Below are 22,851 nucleotides of genomic sequence, written 5' to 3' on the forward strand. Positions count from 1 at the left end.
GAATACAAGCACGTTCTGTCGGAACTGCTGCCAAGCGATTTCGCACAACTATGAAATTGCTGGAGTGCTTAATCAATCCCCAAGGAGGGCAGTGTCGTGCAACAAGCTAGAAATGCCGGTAAGAGCAATAGCGAAGAAGGCAGTGTTGTCAGGTTGATATCGGCAGCCAGCACCTTGTCTTGGTTATCGCCGCCCGATAAAGGAGTGTTCGAGATCACGTCGGGCCCCGCGCTTCCGGAAATAATCTTTGAGTTCAAGACGGATGTCGACGGCGATTATGAGTGGTCCTGGGTTATCGAGTGGGAAGCGAAAGCGAGTGGCCTGAGAGAGAAGGCGCGCAATGGAAAGACGCTGCAAACATTCAATGAATCCGGGAAATTCGTTGGGAAAGACAAAAAGTGGATGGCCAACTTTGGCGGAAGAATCCTGGGCGGCAAATTGACAGTGGCGGTTCTCGTGGGCGGAAAGAAACTTGAGCGCAGCGTCATGATTCGGGGCCAGAATCCGAGCAAGGAAGACGTTGCGACTTATGTGGCCAACCTCGAAGACATGGGCGGGTTCGATAAATTGCTGGAGCAGGAAACAGGCTCTAAGCATTTTATCAGTCTGGATGGGGAACCCATCGTGGCCTTCGATAAAGGTTTTGGGGTCACGCAAATGACCAATCCTGCACCCAGCTACGAACAAGCGTGGAACTGGAAGGAAAATATTACAGCAGGTTCTTCGTTGTACAGGGAAAAAGTACGGTTGGCCGAGAAGTATCTGGGACAAAGTGGCAGGACCTACTCGGATGAACAGCTACAGCATGAAGCCTTCAGTCGTTGGAATGGCGGTTCTTACCATGAATGGGATGCCAGTTCTAAATCTTGGATGAGGAGGAAAAATCTGCTATGCGACTCCCAAACAGGAAACATCGGTTGGCTTACGAACAGGGAAGAAAATAAGGATAAGACGGAATCCGAACTTCGTGAGCGAGATAAGGATACTTACAAGCTGGGGGCGAAAGGACAGTCCAGTGATCATTCATGGATTTATTCGGGGGTGTGTTATGCAGACCATGTGCTCGCAGATTAGGATTGGAGGTCTGCTGTTTTTTTTGGCGCTAATGTTGGGGTTGGTGAATAATGCTTTTGCTGATGGGGGGACTTCATGGGTGCCTAAGCGGCAGGAAGTAGTGCATTTGGCTTTCACTGATGGAAGTAGTTATGACTTGAAACTATTTCCTGATGTGGATGGTGTTTTTCTTGATGGAAACAAACACGAAATCAATGGGGAGAGTTATATCTCGGTTTTCCAGGTATCGCCATCCAATCCTGGGAGTCCAACTAAATACTGCGGCGCTGGAAGCGAGGTGTGGCTTTATGTGTACAAAGTTTCTGGCGCAGAGCTGAAGGTGCAGACCAGGGTTTTGGTAAGTAGTTGCCTACGTTCTCTGTCCATGGATTGGCTGGATGGGGACGTGCAGCAAGATAACGCCGACTTTTCTGCCGTGCAGTGGAATGAAGAAGGTTTCTCTATTCGTTGGTTATACAACGTCGATAACTCTGAAAGGTCAATAAGCTCAACGATTTATGTACTACGAAACAAAGTTTTTTCTGCGCAAAATATATTGAGCGAAGAGCGGTAGTACGGCTTGGAAAGTCGATTCTATTTTTATTTCAGGAGGACAATATGAAAGGCATCATCCGTATTGGCGATAAGACCACGGGGGGAGGCACTGTCTTATCGGGTTCAACTGCTATGCAATTCGGCGGCATAGGTGTAGCCCGTCAGGGCGATCCGGTTAGTTGTCCGATTCCGGGGCATGGCCCCACGGTGATTGCCGAGGGGCATCCGACGTTTCGTGACAATGGTGTACCGGTCGCCTTTCAGGGGCACCTGTGTTCCTGCGGCTGCGCATTGATTTCTTCGCTGTCGGCCGCAACGGCGAGCTGAACCATGCCGGTCAGATTGGACAAAGTGCCGCCCCGTGCGGCGGTGCCTGCGTCGCCACGCGCCTGGATCTGGTTGCTGCTATTGCCGTCGCTGTCAGTGCTGGGTTTGGGCATGACTTTATGGCTGGGCGGCGAGTCATTGACCCAGCAGCCGGCTAAATTCTGGCGCATAGCCTTGGGTGTGCCCTTTCTGGTCTGGTGCGTGCTGGGTTTTCTACGGGCCCTGGTGTACGTCGGAATGTTGAGTGTGGCCGACGGCTGGGATGAGGCTCGCAAACAGGACCTGGTTCAGAAAATGCGCCGTGGTCGTCGTTCGCTGCAAGTGTTGGGCGTCAGCCTGCATACCGCGCTACGACCCGCGGAGGACCTGGATGGCGTTGGCCAGATGGACGCCATATGCCGCGACGCTCAGGCCTTGAAAGTTCAAGCCTCATGGCAGGGAAGCGCGGTGCGTCATAGTCGTCTCTCGCGTATTGCAGACGAATCGCCGGAACAGATACTGCTGCGCGTGCTTCCACCTGTGCTGGCCGAATTGGCGAGCGTCTTGGCGGGGTTGTCAGAAGGCAGGCCGTTGGCATACCTGCTGGAAATAGACAGTGCATTACCCCGGCACGAACTGCAGCGGATATGGCTCCACCTTTGGCTCGAGTCCGGTATTCGTCAGCCGCTTACGCCGGTTAAGGGGAGCGGGCTGGACGCAGTCGATCGGTGGCTGGATCAGCGTATCGGCGATGAGGCGCTAATGCTGGTAGTGGCGATCCAAATTGCGCCGGCACAACCGGAAGGGACAGCCGAGGCGGTGGTGGGACTTTTGTTCGGCAACCGGCTGACGCAAGCAACACTGGAGCCAAGAGCCTATCTGTACCGTCCCGAGCAGGAGCGCAAGCCGACAGCCGAGGATCTGGACTATGCGGTGCGTCAGGCGCTGGAGTGGGCCAAGGCGGAGGCTTCGGCAATTCAGGATGTCTGGCTAACTGGAATCGACGCTAAGCGTCAGCGCGCACTGGGCACGGTGCGGGACGCGTTGTCGATACCGGCGAAGCAGGGCCAGGGCTTGCATGATCTGGATGCGACCTTGGGCTATCCGGGGCGGGCCGCGCCCTGGGTGGCGATTGCCACTGCCGTTGAGGCTATCCAAGGCAAAGAAGGGAAAGGGCAGCCGCAACTCATCTTCAGTGGGGATGGCGCCGCAGAGACGGGTCTGTGGAGCACTGTGGTCATGCCCGTGCTACCTGCTTCGAAATAGGGATTAGGGGTATCTGATGCGCTCGCGTCGTGCGATGTGGTTGGGAGTTTTGGTCGGTCTGGTGTTGTTGATCGGCGTGATCTTGAGCGTACTGCTCTGGTGGCAGCCGATGCTGCTGGGGGTTCGTTCCGGCAGTGAAGTGCAGGCCGTTTGGCGGCTAGCCGCGGTAGGCATGACGGTCATGGTGCTCGTTATGGTGAGTGGCTACGCGCTGATGGGGCGGCGGGTGGGCGGTTCGACGTACCGGGAGCAAGAGGGCGATGATGTGGCGGCCCCGGTGCAGGCCGCTGGAGGGGACGTCCCTGCGTCCCCCGCAGCCTCAGTGACAATCGAAGCGATCAAGGCGCACCTGTGTGACACCATCGGCTTCTTCTGGCGCCGCAAGGTCCGCCCCGTGCTGGTGGTCGGCGAGCGCGACCAGATCGAGGCCATCGCCCCGACCCTGTCCGAGCAACGCTGGCTAGAAGGCGAGGGCGTGCTGCTGCTGTGGGGTGGTAGTACCCAGGGCGAGCCAGATGCGGCGCAGCTCGAACAGTGGCGCAAGCTCTGCACTCGCCGGCCGCTGGATGGCATCGTCTGGGCGCTCACTCCGGAGCAGAGCGCCGATCCCGCGCACATCGGCCACGGCGTCACCCATCTGCAGAAAGTCACGCATCTGCTGCGCTGGCAAGCCCCGGTGCACCTCTGGCAGGTCTATGCCAGCGACTGGAGCCAGCAAGAGCGCCCGTCCGAGGCGGTGGGTTGCCGGTTGTCACCGCACGTCAATGCCGCGCAGCTAGAAAGCAGCTTGCAGCGCCTGGCGCAGCCGCTGCGCGAGCAGGGGCTGGTGCACATGCAGGACAACCCGTGCCACGATTTTTTGCTGCGTCTGGCCCGCGACCTGCACAGCGAAGGTTCTGCCCGTTGGCAACACGCGCTGGGGCCGCTACTACGTGCCCGAGGGGTGATCCTGGGCGGGCTGTGGTTCAGCCTGTCGCTGCGCAGGCTCGGCGGAGGGATGAAAAACACCTGGCAGGTGGACCCGGCTTGGTGGGGCGTACTGAGTGACAATTCCCTGGGTGGCCAGCCGCAAGGCTGGACTCTGCCGCGCGTGGGTAGCGCGCTGCTGCTGGGGTTGGCGGCGCTGTGGGGCAGCGGCATGCTGCTTTCCTACGCTAGCAACCGTGCGCAGATCGGCGAGGTACAGGCCGCCCTGGCTACCCTTGAGCAGCCCCGCGACGTTGACTCGCCCCTGCGTGCGTTTAATGAACTGGTCCATCAGATGGATCGGCTGGATTTCCACGCCCAGCACGGTGTGCCCTGGCACCAGCGCTTCGGACTGAGCCAGAACGAAGCGTTGCTGGATACCCTCTGGCCGCGTTACGTGGCAGCCAACAATCGGTTGATTCGCGACCCGGCAGCGGCCAACCTCGAGTCTAATCTGCGCAGCCTGCTCGACCTGCCACCGGGCAGCCCGGAGCGTGCCGCCCGTGCCAGCGAGACCTACGACTCGCTCAAGGCCTACCTGATGATGGCGCGCCCGGACAAGACCGATGCGCCTTTCCTCGCCCAAACGCTCGTTGCCGCCGAAACCCATCGCGCGGGTGTGGCCTCCGGCGTCTGGCAGGCCGTCGCGCCCAACCTCTGGCGCTTCTATGCCGAACACCTGTCGGCCCACCCCGAGTGGCGCGTCGACCTCGATCCGGCCCTGGTTGCGCAGGCCCGACAGGTGCTGCTCGGCCAACTGGGCCAGCGCAACGGCGAAACCGCACTTTATGAGGCAGTCCTAGAAGCCGCGGCCAACCACTATCCGCCCCTGGGCCTGCGGCAGATGGTCAGCGATACGAACACCTCGATGCTGTTCTCCACCGAGGCCGAAGTACCCGGCGTCTTTACCCGTCAGGCTTGGGAGGGCCAGGTGCGCAAGGCCATTGACGACATAGCCGAGGCCCGTCGCGAAGAAATCGATTGGGTGTTGAGCGACGACCAGAATGACATTGCGGCCGACATGACTGCCGAGGTGCTTCGGGAACGCCTTGCCGCGCGTTACTTCCAGGACTACGGCAGTGCCTGGCTCGAGGTACTCAACAGCCTGCAATGGCATCAGGCCGCCAGCCTCGCCGACGTCATCGACCAGCTCACCCTGATGAGCGACATCCGCCAGTCGCCGCTGATCGCCCTGATGAACACCCTGGCCTATCAGGGCCAGGCCGGTGCGCACGGCCAGGCGTTGAGCGACTCGCTGATCAAGTCCGCGTAGAAGCTAATGGGCCAGAACCAGGCCCCGGTGATCGACCAGCAGCACCAGGGCTTGCAAGGCCCACTGGATGACAGCTTTGGCCCGCTGCTTTCTCTACTGGGAAAAGGCGCCGAAGCAACGGGCAACGATGGTAGCCTTAGCCTGCACGCGTTCCTCGCGCGCGTGACGCGCGTACGCTTGAAGCTGCAACAGGTCAGTAACGCGCCCGATCCGCAGGCTATGACCCAGGCCCTGGCGCAAACCGTGTTCCAGGGCAAGAGCGTTGACCTCGCCGATGCCCAGTCCTACGGCAGCCTGATCGCCGCCAGCCTCGGCGCAGAGTGGGGCCACTTCGGCAATGCGCTGTTCGTCCAGCCACTGGAGCAGGCCTGGCGCCGCGTCCTGCAACCCTCGACGGCCGGCCTCAACGACCAGTGGCAGCGCGCAATCGTCGAGCCCTGGAGCCGTGCCTTCGCCGGCCGATATCCATTCGCCGCGACTGCTAGCGACGCCTCGCTGCCCATGCTTGGGCAGATGATCCGCAGCGACTCTGGACGCATCCACCAGTTCCTCCAGCAGCAATTGGAAGGCGTGCTGCGCAAGCAGGGCAACCACTGGGTACCCGATGTCGCGCATAGCCAGGGCTTGCGCTTCAACCCCGAGTTCCTCAAGGCGGTCAACCAGCTCGCCGATCTGGCCGATGTGCTCTACACCGACGGCGGCATGGGACTGGCCTTCGAGTTGCGAGCCAAGCCCGTGCGCGATGTCGTACAGACCACCCTGACCCTAGATGGCGAACGCCTCGATTACTTCAACCAGCGGGAAAGCTGGCAGCGCTTCGCCTGGCCGGGCGCCAGCGATCACCCCGGTGCGAGTCTGAGCTGGACCAGCGTCAAGACCGGCGAGCGGCTGTATGGCGATTATTCGGGCACCTGGGGGGTGATCCGCCTGCTGGAACATGCCCGGGTCACCGCGTTGGACGACAGCGAGACCCGCTATCACATGGTGCTGGAAGCCCCCGACGGCCTGAAACTGACCTGGCACCTGCGCACTGAGCTGGGTGCTGGCCCACTGGCACTTATCCAGTTACGCGGCTTCAGGATGCCGACACAGATTTTCCTTGATGAGGACGCTAGGCCCCTTCCGTATGCTCAGAATGGGAGTTTCCGATGAGCCTGTCTTCGTTGATTATCACTTGCCTGGGTGAGTGCGATGCACTGGTGCTGGCGCGCCAACAGGCATCTAAATGGTCTGAGTGGTTGCAACCCATCGAGTCGCATTCGGCAGTGGGAGACGACCCCGGTTACGACGACGACTTTCAGGCCATGCGTGAGGAGGTCAACAAGCTCTCCGGTTCCAACGTCGAGCGGGTGGTACAACTGGCGGAGAAGTTGCTCAAACAGCGCTGCAAGGATCTGCGCATTGCCACCTACTACCTCTGGGCGCGCTTGCATAAGGATGGCGAGGCAGGACTGGCTGATGGCATCTGCCTGCTGGCTGCGCTGGTAGAACGTTTTGCGGCCGATGTTTTGCCAAGCCGCCCCAACAGCCGGCGGATGGCTGTTGAGTGGCTAGCCAGCGGCAGGGTGCTCGACAGCTTGTCGCTGTACCCAGAAGTAGTGAAGTCGGAGGCCAGACAAACCGTGGCTGCGCTGGCCTGGCTGGAAGAGGGCCTCAGCGCCTGGCCCGAAAACCAGCGTCCGGCGCTGGACCCTTTGTATGCGGCGCTGTCGAACAGGCTGGCCCAGTCCGGCGGGGTGAATGCGGTCGTGCCGCAGAACAGCTCAATCCATGAGGCGAAGTTGCAGAGTGGTGCCTCGGCCGTTGCCGCCATCAAGTCTGGTCGCGACTTGCTGGACAGTGGCCGTGCGTTGGCGGGTTATCTGCGCGAGCAGCCACTGGGTTGGCTGGCGGCGCATCGGCTGATGAAGAGCCTGCGCTGGGACACCGTGCATCAGGCACCGCCCGAGGACGGTAGCGGCCACACGAGGCTGGCGCCGCCGCGCAGTGATTATCGGTCGCAGCTCAAGCGCTTGTACCTGCAACAGAGCTGGAGCGAACTGCTTGATCAGGTCGAACGCATTTATGCCGAGGGGGTGAACCATTTCTGGCTCGATCTTCAGTGGTACCTCTGCCAGGCGTTATCCAGGCAGCCGGCGCCGCAGGATGGCTGGGCCGATATCGTTAAGCGCGACCTGGGCATGCTTCTCGATCGTTTGCCGGGCCTGGAGACATTGTGCTGGAGCGATGGAACGCCGTTTGCCGACGAGGTCACCCGCGACTGGATCGTGCAGCACGTCAGTGGCAATCGCTCCCCGCGTTGGTTGCCCGCCCAGGCCGCCTCTGCGCCGATGGCGGCCGACGTACTTGCTCTGGAAAGCGAGGCTTTGGCACAGGCCGACAGCGCCGGCGTCGATGCGGCGCTGGCCTGGCTGGCTGCTCGGCCCGGTGTGCAATCGGGCCGGCAGCGCTGGTTGCTGCGTTTGCTGATGGCGCGGATCGCCGATCAGTGTGGCAAGGCCGATCTGGCTGTGCACCTGCTGGGTGAGTTGGAGGTGACGGTGCAGCGTCAGGGGCTCGCTGAATGGGAACCTGATCTGACCTTCGAAGTCCAGGCCCGGCTGCTCAAGCTGCTGCGTTCCAAGGCCCAGCGAAACGATGCGGACAAGGCAGCGCTGTTCCGACGCATGGACGCACTGCTGGCGGCGCTAGTAGCGCTAGACCCGATACGTGCCGCAGTGCTCTGCGGCTGAAATTTTCTGATTCAGGATCACTCATAGTGGATACTGACAATCCGACCCTGCGCTATTTCGATGCGGAAATGCGCTACCTGCGTGAAGCCGGCAAAGAGTTTGCCGAGGCATTTCCCGACCGCGCGGCTCAGCTCAATCTGGACAAGCCCGGTGCCCGCGACCCCTATGTGGAGCGACTGTTCGAGGGCTTTGCATTCCTCATGGGGCGGCTGCGGGAAAAGCTCGATGATGACCTGCCCGAATTGACCGAAGGCTTGGTCAGTCTACTGTGGCCGCATTATCTACGTACCATTCCCTCGTTATCGATCATCGAGCTGGTGCCTGATCTCTCGCAGATGAAATGCAGCGAGTCGATCGAAAAAGGTCTTGAGGTGCTTTCTCAGCCGCTGGGGCCCAAGCGCACCCGATGCAGTTACACCACTACCCAGGACCTGACCCTGCAACCACTTGTAATGGATTCACTACGGCTGGCCTACGAAGTGGATGGGCGCTCGGTTTTACTCCTGCGCTTTACCTGTGGCGAGCTGGTCAACTGGAGCCAGGTGGATCTGACCCGCTTGCCCTTGTACCTGAATGCCGATGGCGCTTTGGCCAGCGCCCTGCATCTGGCGCTGACCCGTCATGCTGAGACGCTGTATGTGCGCTTGCCGGGCCACCCTGAGCGCGTGACGCTGGATGGAAATTTCGTGGCAAAGGGGTTTGCTGAGGATGATCGCCTGTGGCCCAAGGGCGACAGTGCCTTCAGCGGTTATCAGCTGCTGCTGGAGTACTTCACCTTCCGCGAGAAGTTCATGTTCGTCACCTTGTGTGGGCTGGAGCGGTTGGAGCTCGAAGACGGCACGCCCTGGTTCGAACTGGAGGTGGTCCTGCGAGAGGCATGGCCCCATGACTTCGAGCCGCGCGCCGAACATTTGCGCCTGAACTCCGTACCGGTGATCAACCTGTTTCCCCTGGAAGCCGACCCGCTCCGGCTGGACCCGTTGCAGAGCGACTATTTGCTTCGTCCCATGCGCCTGCAGGATGGCCATACGGAAATCTATTCGGTGGACCGCGTCACCGTGTCGAAGAATGCCGAGCGAGAGGAGTACGTGCCGTTCACCAGCTTCCGTCATAAAGGCGGCATGCTGCACGACGAGGCACCGGAGCGTTACTTCCACACGCGCCTCAAGCGAGGCGTGAACGGCTTGCACGATACCTGGCTGATCCTCGGTGGCGAGGGTTTCGACGCGGACCGACTGCAAGATAGAGAAAGCCTGTCCCTGCGCTTGACTGGCACCAATGGCCAGCTACCGCGCAAGGCGCTGCAGAGCACATTGCTCGATACTCTGGTGCATTCCACCCAGGCCGGTCTGCAGGTGCGCAACCTGTGTGCAGCAACCCTGCCGTGTTACCCGCCTAACCGAGACCGCTTCCACTGGAGGGTACTCAGCCACCTGGGCTCGAACTTTCTGCCGATGCTGGATAACGCCGAAGTACTGCGCGGCACTCTCGCGCTCTACGACTGGACGGGCAGCGAGCTGAACAGACGGCGTCTGGAAGCGATCGTTGACGTCCGGCATCACCTGATCCAGCGCTTCGAAAAAGGCTTTCTGCTGCGTGGGGTGGATATCGAAGTCACGCTCGGCGCAGACGGCTTTACCGGTGAGGGCGACATCTCCCTGTTCGGCGAGATGCTCAGCCGTTTCTTCGCCCTTTATGCCGACATCCACCTGTTCAATCAGCTCACGCTGATCCTTCAACCCTCTGGTAAGTGCCTGCGATGGAACGAGAACCACAGTCAGCGTATTCCCGGCTGAAAGCCAGTGGCTTGCTGCAAATCCTGGAGGGGAGGGTGGCGCAAACCAACCTGTACCGCTTCTGTCAATTGCTGGAACAAGCCTTGCCGGAGCATCCGCCATTGGGTAGCACTGCGAGCCCTGCGAACGACCCGGTTCGCTTTCGACCGGACCCTGGTATGGGTTTTCCGGCCGGGGAACTGAAGGCCATCGATATCCACGGGGCTGATCCGCAGCGGCCGCCCACGGTACGCACACGCCTGCTCGGCCTGTACGGCGTGGATTCACCCTTGCCGACTACTTATCTCGACGACATTACCCAGCGCCGGGACGGCCACGAGGCACTGGAGGCCTTTCTCGACATCTTCAATCACCGGGTACTCACGCAGTTCTATCGCATCTGGCGTAAGTATTCGTACCCGGCCACGTTCGAAGCTGGCGGCACCGACGCGACCTCGCAATGCTTGCTGGGGCTGATCGGGTTGGGCATTCCAGGCACGGCCAAGCATGTCGCCACGCCGATTTCGCGGTTCCTCGCATTGCTCGGCTTGATGAGGCTACCAACGCGCAATGTCGAGGGTTTGCAGGCGCTGGTCAAGTTACTGGCTCCCAGCACTCTGGCACGAGTTAGCGCACATTGGCCGCACCGAATTGCCCTAGCGCAACCCGCCAGCTTGTCGAAGATTCGACCGGTACGTCTGCAGCAGGACATGCCGTTAGGAAGCGTCGGGCAGGATGCCAACAGCCAGTTGCGCTTAGTGCTGTTTACCGAAGATCGCGAGGAGGCGCGTGGCTGGTTGCCGGGGGGGCAGTTGCATGCCGACTTGCTGGTGTTGCTGCGCGTTTACCTTGGCTGGCGGTGTTCCGCCTTGCTGGAGCTCTCTTTGCCGACGCATTGCCTGCCGGTGCCGCTGCTGGGGGAAGCTCCGGTGTTGCTCGGCATGACCGGTGTACTGGGGCTCGGCGGTGGCGGGAAAAAGGCGGGGCCGGGGAACGTCACCATCAAACTGGGCCGCTACCAGGGGCTGCAGAACAATCCTCATGAAAGAGAAGTACAGCATGTTGCGTATCGTTTCTAAGTCACTCCTGCTGGCCATGCTCGGCGTGCTACAGGGTGGCTGTGGCTTGTACCAGGGGGTGACCGACGCCAGCACCTCCACCGCAAGGGCGATCTTCTACAAGCAGGTAAGGACCCTGCATCTGGACTTCAGCGGCCGTGCGGCGATGAACACCAATGGTCACGACATGAATGCGCTTTCTGTCCCGACACTGGTGCGCATCTATCAGCTAGGGGACCGTATGGCACTCGAAAAGGCCACTTATGAAAGTCTGCTGAGTCATGCGGATACTGCGTTGGCTTCTGACCTGCTGGATCAGCGCGTGGTTGTGGTGAAGCCTGGCGAGGGGGCGAAGTTGAGCGTGCCGATGAACGAGGAAGCGCAAGTCGTTGCAGTAGTGGCGTTGTTCCGCCAGCCGGATACGGTGAAGAACAGCTGGAGGCTAGTTTTGACTCGCGAGGATCTGAACCCGGATCGGCCGCGCGTGATCGAACTTGGCGACAACAGTCTGCTCCTGCGTCCCTTGTCCAGGAAGTAACGCCATGAATGAACAGAGCCTGTCACTCTACGAAGTGCTTTTGCAGAACTTCTCTGGCGAACTGGAATTGCATCGTGTCCACGAAGAAGACCAGGTCATCCTGTCGGTGCTCGACAACCTGCAGCGCATCCTCGACAGCCGGGCCGGAGCCCTCAGCCATCTTCCGGATTACGGATTGCCCGACCTAGGCGTCATCCTGCAGGGGCTCCCGGCAACCGCCCATGGGTTGATGGGCACCCTCACCGACACCTTGCTGAAATACGAACCGCGCCTGGCTGCGGTGAACGTGCGGCTACTGCCGCAGTCCCTCCCCGGGCACCTCGAGTACGCCCTGGATGTGCAGCTGAAGAGCGGTATGCAGGCAACCTTCGGCACCACGCTTGCCCCGGAGGGCAAAGTGCTAGTGCGTCACCTGAAGCAGATGAGCTACCTGACGACGGAGAGGAATGGATTGCGGGGATCGTTCGAATAGTCGAGTGGAGTGAAGAATGACGTTACTTTTTGAGCTGAAATACCGTCCTGGCGGTGATCCGACCGGCTTCGCCCAATACGGTGCACTGCATGAAGAGCTGAGCAAGTTGGCTCAACCCGCATCCCCTGAAGTGAATTGGGAATGGGTGGAGTATCAGTGCCTGTCCCTGTTCAAGGAGAACGGGGCGGAGCTGCAATCAGCCGCCGCGTTCTTGCTGGCCCGCATGCACCTTCACGGATTGTCTGGTATGGAGCAGGCGTTGGCGCTTGTCGTGGCCCTGCTGGCTCATGGCGAGCCGGTACCTTGGCCGCCCTCGTCATCTGCGCGCGCGCAGATATTGGCATGGCTATGCGTGCACCTACAGTCCGTAGTTAGGAGGTCGGAGTTATCAACTTCAGACCTTCTGCTTGCACGCCGAATCAACGCTGGACTGACCCAGATAAGTGAGCTGCTTGGGCGTAAGAATCAGCCGTCGGTATCAGCGCTGGAGGAACTGCGACAACAGTTCGAGAAACTCATAAGGCGCCTGGAACCTGAGTCGGTTACCAGCGAACTTGCGATACAGCAGGCCGCAGGGGGGGCTGGAGGGGCTCTCGGTATGCATACATTTAACCCGTTCCATGTCGCCAACGTCTTGCCGTCCAGCACGCCAAATGTGTTGGTGGTATCACTCGCTGATGGCCATAGGGCTGATTCATCCACGCGGAGCAGGAAAGACGTTTTTCTGTTTTCGTTGCTCGCGCTGCTCTGTGTGATCGTTTTGGGCGGACTCGGGTGGTGGGGGCATGGGCTATGGCTTGCAATGGAGCATCGCCAGCTCGCGCAGATGGCAGATCCCGAGGTTGTTCACTTGGATAGCCTCATGCTCTTTCCTTCCGGTAGTGCACAGCTCAGGCCGGAATCCACCAAGGTGCTGATTAACAGTCTGATGAACATCAAGGCGCAGCAGGATTGGTTGATCGTTATCACCGGTCATTCCGATGCTGTTGGCAATGTCGGTCAGAATCTGGAGCTATCCCTAGCCCGGGCTGCTGCGGTACGCGATTGGATGCAGCGTATGGGAGATATCCCCGACAGCTGCTTTGTTGTGCAGGGGTTCGGTGCGGGGCAACCGCTTGCGAGCAACGATACGGAAGAGGGGCGTTCTACTAACCGCCGAGTGGATATTCGACTGGTGCCGCAGGCTGGTGCATGCGCTACAGGCCATGCGCAAGAAGACGTGCCCAGCTGATGCTGTTGCAGGATGGTTTACCTCGAAGGGCGGTGATAAGGGCATCGCTGGTTACTCCAGCTAACGCCAAGCTCGCGCAGCTATATAAGAAAGCAGTGGAGAAGGACGCCTTAGCAGCGCGCTGGAAAGGTATGACAAAAAGGTTTCAATTAAGTGTTGACGGCAGATTCTGCATCCCTATAATGCGCACCTCTCCCAGCGACGAGGCAGCGGAAATGCTTGAAAATCAAGCACTTAGCTGTAGTTAGGCGCAGGGAGAGGTGATCGGCAGGCGGTGGTAGTGCTTGTCGCTTCGGTCTTCCGAGAGGTCGGCCAGAAGATGATCGCCGAGGTGTTGACAGCGACTTTCAACGCTGTAGAATGCGCCTCCCGCTGACGAGAAGAGTGAATCTGATCGAAAGCGCAAGCGGTTGAGTAGAAAAGAGATTTTCGAAAAACAGCTTGACAGTAAGAAAGGCTGCTGTAGAATGCGCGGCCTCGGTTGAGACGAAAGACTTGATCGAAACGCTCTTTAACAACTGAATCAAGCAATTCGTGTGGGTGCTTGTGAGGTAAGACTGATAGTCAACTGATTATCAGCATCACAAGTAACACTCGTGAATTCGAGAGTTTATTTGCGATTGCTGAGCCAGGTTTAGGGTTTTCTCAAAACCCAAGCAGTATTGAACTGAAGAGTTTGATCATGGCTCAGATTGAACGCTGGCGGCAGGCCTAACACATGCAAGTCGAGCGGCAGCGGGTCCTTCGGGATGCCGGCGAGCGGCGGACGGGTGAGTAATGCCTAGGAATCTGCCTGGTAGTGGGGGATAACGTTCGGAAACGGACGCTAATACCGCATACGTCCTACGGGAGAAAGTGGGGGATCTTCGGACCTCACGCTATCAGATGAGCCTAGGTCGGATTAGCTAGTTGGTGGGGTAATGGCTCACCAAGGCGACGATCCGTAACTGGTCTGAGAGGATGATCAGTCACACTGGAACTGAGACACGGTCCAGACTCCTACGGGAGGCAGCAGTGGGGAATATTGGACAATGGGCGAAAGCCTGATCCAGCCATGCCGCGTGTGTGAAGAAGGTCTTCGGATTGTAAAGCACTTTAAGTTGGGAGGAAGGGCAGCTAGTTAATACCTGGTTGTTTTGACGTTACCAACAGAATAAGCACCGGCTAACTTCGTGCCAGCAGCCGCGGTAATACGAAGGGTGCAAGCGTTAATCGGAATTACTGGGCGTAAAGCGCGCGTAGGTGGTTCAGCAAGTTGGAGGTGAAATCCCCGGGCTCAACCTGGGAACTGCCTCCAAAACTACTGAGCTAGAGTACGGTAGAGGGTAGTGGAATTTCCTGTGTAGCGGTGAAATGCGTAGATATAGGAAGGAACACCAGTGGCGAAGGCGACTACCTGGACTGATACTGACACTGAGGTGCGAAAGCGTGGGGAGCAAACAGGATTAGATACCCTGGTAGTCCACGCCGTAAACGATGTCGACTAGCCGTTGGGATCCTTGAGATCTTAGTGGCGAAGCTAACGCGATAAGTCGACCGCCTGGGGAGTACGGCCGCAAGGTTAAAACTCAAATGAATTGACGGGGGCCCGCACAAGCGGTGGAGCATGTGGTTTAATTCGAAGCAACGCGAAGAACCTTACCTGGCCTTGACATGCTGAGAACTTTCCAGAGATGGATTGGTGCCTTCGGGAACTCAGACACAGGTGCTGCATGGCTGTCGTCAGCTCGTGTCGTGAGATGTTGGGTTAAGTCCCGTAACGAGCGCAACCCTTGTCCTTAGTTACCAGCACGTTATGGTGGGCACTCTAAGGAGACTGCCGGTGACAAACCGGAGGAAGGTGGGGATGACGTCAAGTCATCATGGCCCTTACGGCCAGGGCTACACACGTGCTACAATGGTCGGTACAAAGGGTTGCCAAGCCGCGAGGTGGAGCTAATCCCATAAAACCGATCGTAGTCCGGATCGCAGTCTGCAACTCGACTGCGTGAAGTCGGAATCGCTAGTAATCGTGAATCAGAATGTCACGGTGAATACGTTCCCGGGCCTTGTACACACCGCCCGTCACACCATGGGAGTGGGTTGCTCCAGAAGTAGCTAGTCTAACCGCAAGGGGGACGGTTACCACGGAGTGATTCATGACTGGGGTGAAGTCGTAACAAGGTAGCCGTAGGGGAACCTGCGGCTGGATCACCTCCTTAATCGAAGACTTCAGCTTCTTCATAAGTTCCCACACGAATTGCTTGATTCAATTGCGAAGGCGATTGGGTCTGTAGCTCAGTTGGTTAGAGCGCACCCCTGATAAGGGTGAGGTCGGCAGTTCGAATCTGCCCAGACCCACCAATTGTCGCGGGGTCGTATGACCGGTTGACATTGGGGCCATAGCTCAGCTGGGAGAGCGCCTGCTTTGCACGCAGGAGGTCAGGAGTTCGATCCTCCTTGGCTCCACCATCTCCAGGCTGACCAAGAGTCCAGAATTGAATATCCCGGGTGGGATATTGAATTCTGAACTTTGCTTCAGAATCGTTCTTTAAAAATTCGGGTATGTGATAGAAGTGACTTGTTGAGTGTTTCACTGCACTCAATAATTCAAGGTAAAATTTGCGAGTTCAAGCGCGAATTTTCGGCGAATGTCGTCTTCACCCCTATGATCACGAGCAGATTGCTTGGGGTTATATGGTCAAGTGAAGAAGCGCATACGGTGGATGCCTTGGCAGTCAGAGGCGATGAAAGACGTGGTAGCCTGCGATAAGCTTCGGGGAGTCGGCAAACAGACTTTGATCCGGAGATCTCTGAATGGGGGAACCCACCTAGGATAACCTAGGTATCTTGTACTGAATCCATAGGTGCAAGAGGCGAACCAGGGGAACTGAAACATCTAAGTACCCTGAGGAACAGAAATCAACCGAGATTCCCTTAGTAGTGGCGAGCGAACGGGGATTAGCCCTTAAGCTTCTTGGATTTTAGCGGAACGCTCTGGAAAGTGCGGCCATAGTGGGTGATAGCCCCGTACGCGAAAGGGTCCAGGAAGTGAAATCGAGTAGGACGGAGCACGTGAAACTTTGTCTGAATATGGGGGGACCATCCTCCAAGGCTAAATACTACTGACTGACCGATAGTGAACCAGTACCGTGAGGGAAAGGCGAAAAGAACCCCGGAGAGGGGAGTGAAATAGAACCTGAAACCGTATGCGTACAAGCAGTGGGAGCCTACTTTGTTAGGTGACTGCGTACCTTTTGTATAATGGGTCAGCGACTTATATTCAGTGGCGAGCTTAACCGAATAGGGGAGGCGTAGCGAAAGCGAGTCTTAATAGGGCGTTTAGTCGCTGGGTATAGACCCGAAACCGGGCGATCTATCCATGGGCAGGTTGAAGGTTAGGTAACACTGACTGGAGGACCGAACCGACTACCGTTGAAAAGTTAGCGGATGACCTGTGGATCGGAGTGAAAGGCTAATCAAGCTCGGAGATAGCTGGTTCTCCTCGAAAGCTATTTAGGTAGCGCCTCACGTATCACTCCAGGGGGTAGAGCACTGTTTCGGCTAGGGGGTCATCCCGACTTACCAAACCGATGCAAACTCCGAATACCTGGAAGTGTCAGCGTGGGAGACACACGGCGGGTGCTAACGTCCGTCGTGAAAAGGGAAACAACCCAGACCGTCAGCTAAGGTCCCAAAGTTCTAGTTAAGTGGGAAACGATGTGGGAAGGCTTAGACAGCTAGGAGGTTGGCTTAGAAGCAGCCACCCTTTAAAGAAAGCGTAATAGCTCACTAGTCGAGTCGGCCTGCGCGGAAGATGTAACGGGGCTCAAACTAGACACCGAAGCTACGGGTTCGTCGTAAGACGAGCGGTAGAGGAGCGTTCTGTAAGCCTGTGAAGGTGAGTTGAGAAGCTTGCTGGAGGTATCAGAAGTGCGAATGCTGACATGAGTAACGACAATGCGAGTGAAAAACTCGCACGCCGAAAGACCAAGGGTTCCTGCGCAACGTTAATCGACGCAGGGTGAGTCGGCCCCTAAGGCGAGGCAGAAATGCGTAGTCGATGGGAAACGGGTTAATATTCCCGTACTTCTAGTTATTGCGATGGGGGGACGGAGAAGGCTAGGCCAGCTTGGCGTTGGTTGTCCAAGTTTAAGGTGGTAGGCCGAACACTTAGGCAAATCCGGGTGTTCAAGGCCGAGAGCTGATGACGAGTGTTCTTTTAGAACACGAAGTGGTTGATGCCATGCTTCCAGGAAAAGCCTCTAAGCTTCAGATAACTAGGAACCGTACCCCAAACCGACACAGGTGGTTGGGTAGAGAATACCAAGGCGCTTGAGAGAACTCGGGTGAAGGAACTAGGCAAAATGGCACCGTAACTTCGGGAGAAGGTGCGCCGGTGAGGGTGAAGCATTTACTGCGTAAGCCCATGCCGGTCGAAGATACCAGGCCGCTGCGACTGTTTATTAAAAACACAGCACTCTGCAAACACGAAAGTGGACGTATAGGGTGTGACGCCTGCCCGGTGCCGGAAGGTTAATTGATGGGGTTAGCGCAAGCGAAGCTCTTGATCGAAGCCCCGGTAAACGGCGGCCGTAACTATAACGGTCCTAAGGTAGCGAAATTCCTTGTCGGGTAAGTTCCGACCTGCACGAATGGCGTAACGATGGCGGCGCTGTCTCCACCCGAGACTCAGTGAAATTGAAATCGCTGTGAAGATGCAGTGTATCCGCGGCTAGACGGAAAGACCCCGTGAACCTTTACTGTAGCTTTGCACTGGACTTTGAGCCTGCTTGTGTAGGATAGGTGGGAGGCTTTGAAGCGAGGACGCCAGTTCTCGTGGAGCCATCCTTGAAATACCACCCTGGCATGCTTGAGGTTCTAACTCTGGTCCGTCATCCGGATCGAGGACAGTGTATGGTGGGCAGTTTGACTGGGGCGGTCTCCTCCTAAAGAGTAACGGAGGAGTACGAAGGTGCGCTCAGACCGGTCGGAAATCGGTCGCAGAGTATAAAGGCAAAAGCGCGCTTGACTGCGAGACAGACACGTCGAGCAGGTACGAAAGTAGGTCTTAGTGATCCGGTGGTTCTGTATGGAAGGGCCATCGCTCAACGGATAAAAGGTACTCCGGGGATAACAGGCTGATACCGCCCAAGAGTTCATATCGACGGCGGTGTTTGGCACCTCGATGTCGGCTCATCACATCCTGGGGCTGAAGCCGGTCCCAAGGGTATGGCTGTTCGCCATTTAAAGTGGTACGCGAGCTGGGTTTAGAACGTCGTGAGACAGTTCGGTCCCTATCTGCCGTGGACGTTTGAGATTTGAGAGGGGCTGCTCCTAGTACGAGAGGACCGGAGTGGACGAACCTCTGGTGTTCCGGTTGTCACGCCAGTGGCATTGCCGGGTAGCTATGTTCGGAAGAGATAACCGCTGAAAGCATCTAAGCGGGAAACTCGCCTCAAGATGAGATCTCACTGGGATCTTGAATCCCCTAAAGGGCCGTCGAAGACTACGACGTTGATAGGTTGGGTGTGTAAGCGCTGTGAGGCGTTGAGCTAACCAATACTAATTGCCCGTGAGGCTTGACCATATAACACCCAAACAATCTGGTGATTGTGGGTGCGACTGGTTGAAGTCGACAGACCGAAAATTGGCCTGAACCGCAAAAACAGACTGTCACATACCTGATTCGGGATCGCGTCGCAGACGAGATCCCAACCGAATTGCTTGACGACCATAGAGCGTTGGAACCACCTGATCCCATCCCGAACTCAGCAGTGAAACGACGCATCGCCGATGGTAGTGTGGAGCTTCTCCATGTGAGAGTAGGTCATCGTCAAGCTTCTATCCCAAACCCCCGATCCGTGAAAACGGTTCGGGGGTTTGTCTATTAGTGAAAGCCATAGATTTCGGGATTGCGTCATGTGACGAGATCCCAACCGAATTGCTTGACGACCATAGAGCGTTGGAACCACCTGATCCCATCCCGAACTCAGTAGTGAAACGACGCATCGCCGATGGTAGTGTGGAGCTTCTCCATGTGAGAGTAGGTCATCGTCAAGCTTCTATCCCAAACCCCTGAATCGTGAAACGGTTCGGGGGTTTGTCTTTTGTGTGCGGGAATTTTCGGGGGAGCGATCCACGACTCCAGCGGTGTTGAGCTTCCTACGATCAGCAAACGATGTGCTTGGAGCGTAGAACGACATACGCGCCCATAAAAAAGGCCACCTAGTAAGGTGGCCTTTTTGCATTCTGGAACTGTCAGTCGCCGCGGTACTCGCAACCACTGGTGCAGGTTTCGTGAATGCGAATGCGGGAGAGCTCCGGGAGCAAGGGCTTGAGTTCCTGCCAGATCCATTTGGCGAGGACTTCGCTGGTGGGGTTTTCCAGGCCGGGGATCTCATTGAGGTAGTTGTGATCGAGCTGTTCGTAGAGCGGCTTGAAGATTGCCTTGAGCTCGGAGAAATCGCGAATCCAGCCGGTATGGGGATCGGGCTCGCCCTCGATGTAAATAGCTACACGGAAGGAGTGGCCGTGAAGGCGACCGCACTTGTGGCCAGCGGGCACGTGAGGAAGCCGATGCGCGGCTTCGAAGATGAATTCCTTGAAAATTTCCACAGAAGTAACGCTCTTGAAGTGACGGCCAGTAATCTGGCCTAAGCAGGAAAGCCTCGATTTTACCAGCTCTCCGACGGCCTGACCGAAAAGACAGGCGCTGTCGGACGAGCTAGCCCTTCATTTGATTCCCAGCCGCTTGGCCAGACGCAGCAGGTTGGCCCGGTCCAGCCCTAGTTCGCGGGCTGCCGCGGCCCAGTTCTGCTGGTGGCTCTCCAGGCTGGCCAGGATCAGCTGACGCTGGTACTGGTCAACCGCTTCGCGCAGATCGCCTACCGCCAATGCTGTAGGTGCTTCTATCGGGTTACTGGCAGCGGTGGGCTGGCTGCTCGGCAGTGCGAGATCGTTGGCGGTCAGCGTGAGGATGCGGGGCCTCTCGGCGCACGCTGCCAGTGCCTTGAGGGCGGCGCGTCCGATCAGATGCTCAAGTTCTCGCACGTTGCCGGGCCAGTCATAACCGAGAAGGGCTGCCTGGGCATCCTGACTCAGGCGCAGGCTGCGCAGTCCGAGTCTGGCCCGATTTTCTTCGAGGAAGAAACCGGTCAGCAGCAGCACATCGCGGCCGCGTTCCCGAAGGGGAGGGACGCGCAAGGGATAGACACTGAGACGGTGATAGAGGTCGGCACGGAAACGACCGGCGCGCACCTCCTCCGCCAGGTCGCGGTTGGTGGCGGCAATGACGCGCACATTGACCCGGTGCTCCCTGTCCGAGCCCACGCGCTGCAATTGTCCGCTCTGCAGCACGCGCAGCAGCTTGGCCTGGATTGCCAACGGCAGTTCGCCAACCTCATCGAGGAACAGCGTGCCTTCGTTGGCCAGTTCGAACTTGCCCTTGCGATCATTCACCGCGCCGGAAAACGCGCCGCGCACATGGCCGAACAGTTCGCTCTCCACCAACGTATCAGGCAGGGCCGCGCAGTTGAGACTGATCAGCGGATGTCGGGAGCGCAGTGAGCGGCCGTGGATGGACTGGGCTACAAGCTCCTTGCCGACGCCGGTTTCGCCGCTGATCAGTACCGTGAGTTCGCTGCCTCCCACCAACTTGATCTCTTCCACCAGGGCTTTATGCGCGGCGCTCTGGCCGATCATTTCCGGCGAACGGACCTGGCCCGCTGCCTGGCGATACGCCTCCGCCAGTTGCTGTTCGTCCTGGGCGCGGCGGGTGAGGGTTTCCATGCGTTCGGTGGCTTTCACCGTAGCGGCGGCCAGGCTGGCGAAGCCTTCGAGGACATCCAGGTCCTGCCCGTCGAACCGCGACGGGTCCATGGCATCCAGTGTCAGCACCCCCCAGGGGCGGTCATCCAGATAAAGCGGGCAGCCCATGCAATCGTGGACTTCCAGATGCTCCTGGTGTCCTTCCACCAGGCCGTCGTAGGGGTCGGGCAAGCCGCAGTCGGCGGCGAAGCGGGTAACGCCGCGGTTATCCATCAGGGCTTGCAACCGAGGGTGCTCGGAGACCTTGAAGCGTCGCCCCAGGGTGTCCTGGCTGAGGCCGTCCACCGCCATTGGCACCAATTGATCACCGTCCAGGCGGAGCAGGGCGGTGGCGTCGCAAGGCAGCAGCCCGCGCAGGGCTTCCAGGAGGCGTCGATAGCGCTCGCGCTCGGGAAGCTCCCGGGACAGATCACTGACCAGTGGGATCAACGTCTGCAGGAGGGGGCGAGTTGTCATTATGACTCCGGTATGTCGATATGACTCGTCGGCTAGTGTAGTCAAAAGAACACTTCAAGGTATAAGTTATTGATTTATAAGAAATAAAAAGTTGGCACGAAAGCTGGAATAGAACAGGCAGAAAGACCCAACCCAGATAGCGGAGTCCATATGCTCACCAGCCAACAACGTGCCATCGTCAAATCCACTGTTCCCCTGTTGGAGACAGGCGGGGAAGCGCTCACCAGTCACTTCTACAAGATCATGCTGGGTGAACACTCTGAAGTGCGCCCGCTGTTCAACCAGGCCCACCAGGCCAGTGGCGACCAGCCTCGCGCCCTTGCCAACGGCGTGCTGATGTATGCCCGTCACATCGACCAGCTCGAGGCCCTCGGTCCGCTGGTTGGCAAGATCATAAACAAGCATGTGGCTCTGCAGGTCCTGCCCGAGCACTATCCGATCGTGGGCAGCTGCCTGCTGCGCGCCATCCGTGAGGTGCTGGGCGCCGAAGTGGCGACTGATGAAGTCATCCAAGCCTGGGCCGCTGCCTATCAGCAACTGGCTGACCTGCTGATCGGTGCCGAAGAAGAAATCTACTCCGCCAGCGCTGCCGCCCCCGGTGGTTGGCGTGGCGCACGTTGGTTCCGCCTGGCGCGCAAGGAAGCGGAAAGCGCGGAAATCACCTCCTTCTACTTCGCTCCGGAAGATGGTGGTGAGCTGATGGAGTTCATCCCTGGCCAGTACATCGGTCTGCGCCTCAACCTCGATGGCGAGGAAGTGCGCCGCAACTACTCGCTGTCAGCCCTTGGCAACGGCCGCGAGTACCGCATCAGCGTCAAGCGCGAACAGGGCGGCCGGGTGTCCAACTATCTGCACGACCAGCTCCAGGTGGGTGATCGCATCGAATTGTTTGCCCCGGCTGGCGACTTCGTCCTGCGCCCCAGCAGCAAGCCCCTGGTGCTGATCACCGCAGGTGTAGGCATCACCCCGGCATTGGCGATGCTGGAAGCAGCGGAGGAAAGCGGCCGGCCGATCCATTTCATCCACTGCGCACGTAACGGGGCTGTACACGCCTTCCGCGACTGGATCGACACGAAGGTTGCCGCCATCCCGCAGCTCAATCGCTTCTTCTGCTACAGCGAGCCGCATGCTGATGACCAGCCCGATGCTACCGGCTTCCTCAGCCGTGAGCAGCTTGGCAATTGGTTGCCCGCCGAGCGCGACCTGGATGCGTACTTCCTCGGGCCGAAAGGCTTCATGTCCCAGGTGAAGAAGCACCTGCGTGATCTGGGCGTGCCCGAGAGCCAGTGCCACTACGAGTTCTTTGGACCGGCCAGCGCCCTGGAGGCCTGACCACAGCAGCCCGGCGCCAAGGCGGCGCC

The 22,851-nt window shown here is 58.4% G+C and carries 13 protein-coding genes, 2 tRNA genes, 4 rRNA genes and 1 pseudogene; 18 read left to right on the top strand and 2 right to left on the bottom strand.

Features of this window, described 5'->3' with window-relative positions:
• Positions 1–96: 96 nt before the first annotated feature.
• The 17 genes and pseudogenes from D6Z43_RS03265 (at position 97) to rrf (D6Z43_RS03345) (ending at position 19,267) form a co-directional block, all read left to right on the top strand.
• On the top strand, positions 97–1,074 hold the full coding sequence (locus D6Z43_RS03265; RefSeq protein ID WP_120650404.1) for a hypothetical protein: 978 nt from the start codon (positions 97–99) through the stop codon (positions 1,072–1,074).
• Positions 1,049–1,627, top strand: a complete 579-nt coding sequence (locus D6Z43_RS27770; RefSeq protein WP_153918467.1) for a hypothetical protein — start codon at positions 1,049–1,051, stop codon at positions 1,625–1,627. The genes D6Z43_RS03265 and D6Z43_RS27770 overlap by 26 nt, the downstream gene beginning before the upstream one ends.
• Positions 1,628–1,671: 44 nt before the next feature.
• Positions 1,672–1,935, top strand: coding sequence for a PAAR domain-containing protein (locus tag D6Z43_RS03270; protein WP_120650406.1), 264 nt, complete (start codon positions 1,672–1,674; stop codon positions 1,933–1,935).
• A 3-nt stretch (positions 1,936–1,938) separates the two neighbouring features.
• On the top strand, positions 1,939–3,180 hold the full coding sequence (locus D6Z43_RS03275; protein WP_120650408.1) for a hypothetical protein: 1,242 nt from the start codon (positions 1,939–1,941) through the stop codon (positions 3,178–3,180).
• A 16-nt stretch (positions 3,181–3,196) separates the two neighbouring features.
• A pseudogene (locus tag D6Z43_RS03280) lies at positions 3,197–6,571 on the top strand (ImcF-related family protein).
• Positions 6,568–8,151, top strand: coding sequence for a type VI secretion system protein TssA (tssA, locus tag D6Z43_RS03285; RefSeq protein ID WP_120650410.1), 1,584 nt, complete (start codon positions 6,568–6,570; stop codon positions 8,149–8,151). Before D6Z43_RS03280 ends, tssA begins: the two are co-directional and overlap by 4 nt.
• A 26-nt stretch (positions 8,152–8,177) precedes the next feature.
• Positions 8,178–9,947 (top strand): type VI secretion system baseplate subunit TssF, encoded by a 1,770-nt coding sequence (tssF, locus tag D6Z43_RS03290; protein ID WP_120650411.1) that lies wholly within the window; start codon positions 8,178–8,180, stop codon positions 9,945–9,947.
• Positions 9,911–11,005, top strand: a complete 1,095-nt coding sequence (gene tssG / locus D6Z43_RS03295) for a type VI secretion system baseplate subunit TssG (RefSeq protein WP_120650413.1) — start codon at positions 9,911–9,913, stop codon at positions 11,003–11,005. The genes tssF and tssG overlap by 37 nt, the downstream gene beginning before the upstream one ends.
• The gene (gene tssJ, locus D6Z43_RS03300) at positions 10,986–11,522 is read left to right on the top strand and encodes a type VI secretion system lipoprotein TssJ (protein ID WP_120650415.1); all 537 of its coding nucleotides are present in this window, start codon (positions 10,986–10,988) and stop codon (positions 11,520–11,522) included. The genes tssG and tssJ overlap by 20 nt, the downstream gene beginning before the upstream one ends.
• Before the next feature lie 4 nt (positions 11,523–11,526).
• Positions 11,527–11,994, top strand: coding sequence for a type VI secretion system baseplate subunit TssE (gene tssE / locus D6Z43_RS03305; protein ID WP_120650417.1), 468 nt, complete (start codon positions 11,527–11,529; stop codon positions 11,992–11,994).
• A gap of 16 nt (positions 11,995–12,010) precedes the next feature.
• Positions 12,011–13,225, top strand: a complete 1,215-nt coding sequence (locus tag D6Z43_RS03310; RefSeq protein ID WP_120650418.1) for an OmpA family protein — start codon at positions 12,011–12,013, stop codon at positions 13,223–13,225.
• Between the two features lie 664 nt (positions 13,226–13,889).
• Positions 13,890–15,426: ribosomal RNA gene (locus D6Z43_RS03320) — 16S ribosomal RNA — on the top strand.
• A gap of 65 nt (positions 15,427–15,491) precedes the next feature.
• Positions 15,492–15,568: transfer RNA gene (locus tag D6Z43_RS03325), tRNA-Ile, on the top strand.
• A gap of 32 nt (positions 15,569–15,600) precedes the next feature.
• Positions 15,601–15,676 (top strand) — tRNA-Ala (locus tag D6Z43_RS03330).
• Positions 15,677–15,903: 227 nt separating this feature from the next.
• Positions 15,904–18,794: ribosomal RNA gene (locus D6Z43_RS03335) — 23S ribosomal RNA — on the top strand.
• A gap of 136 nt (positions 18,795–18,930) precedes the next feature.
• Positions 18,931–19,046: ribosomal RNA gene (gene rrf / locus D6Z43_RS03340) — 5S ribosomal RNA — on the top strand.
• A gap of 105 nt (positions 19,047–19,151) precedes the next feature.
• Positions 19,152–19,267 (top strand): 5S ribosomal RNA (gene rrf, locus D6Z43_RS03345).
• Together the 16S, 23S and 5S rRNA genes with 2 tRNA genes alongside form the textbook arrangement of a ribosomal RNA operon.
• A gap of 198 nt (positions 19,268–19,465) precedes the next feature.
• On the opposite strand, the gene queD is transcribed toward rrf (D6Z43_RS03345), so the two are convergent.
• Both queD and norR read right to left on the bottom strand, forming a co-directional pair.
• A complete protein-coding gene (queD, locus tag D6Z43_RS03350) occupies positions 19,466–19,822 on the bottom strand; it encodes a 6-carboxytetrahydropterin synthase QueD (RefSeq protein WP_120650420.1) in 357 nt (118 codons plus the stop codon).
• 117 nt (positions 19,823–19,939) lie between these two features.
• A complete protein-coding gene (gene norR / locus D6Z43_RS03355; RefSeq protein ID WP_120650422.1) occupies positions 19,940–21,490 on the bottom strand; it encodes a nitric oxide reductase transcriptional regulator NorR in 1,551 nt (516 codons plus the stop codon).
• A gap of 150 nt (positions 21,491–21,640) precedes the next feature.
• On the opposite strand from norR, the gene hmpA reads away from it, so the two are divergent.
• A complete protein-coding gene (hmpA, locus tag D6Z43_RS03360; RefSeq protein WP_120650424.1) occupies positions 21,641–22,822 on the top strand; it encodes an NO-inducible flavohemoprotein in 1,182 nt (393 codons plus the stop codon).
• The last annotated feature ends 29 nt before the right edge of the window (positions 22,823–22,851 follow it).

The organism is Pseudomonas sp. DY-1, from assembly GCF_003626975.1.
Taxonomy (GTDB): domain Bacteria; phylum Pseudomonadota; class Gammaproteobacteria; order Pseudomonadales; family Pseudomonadaceae; genus Metapseudomonas.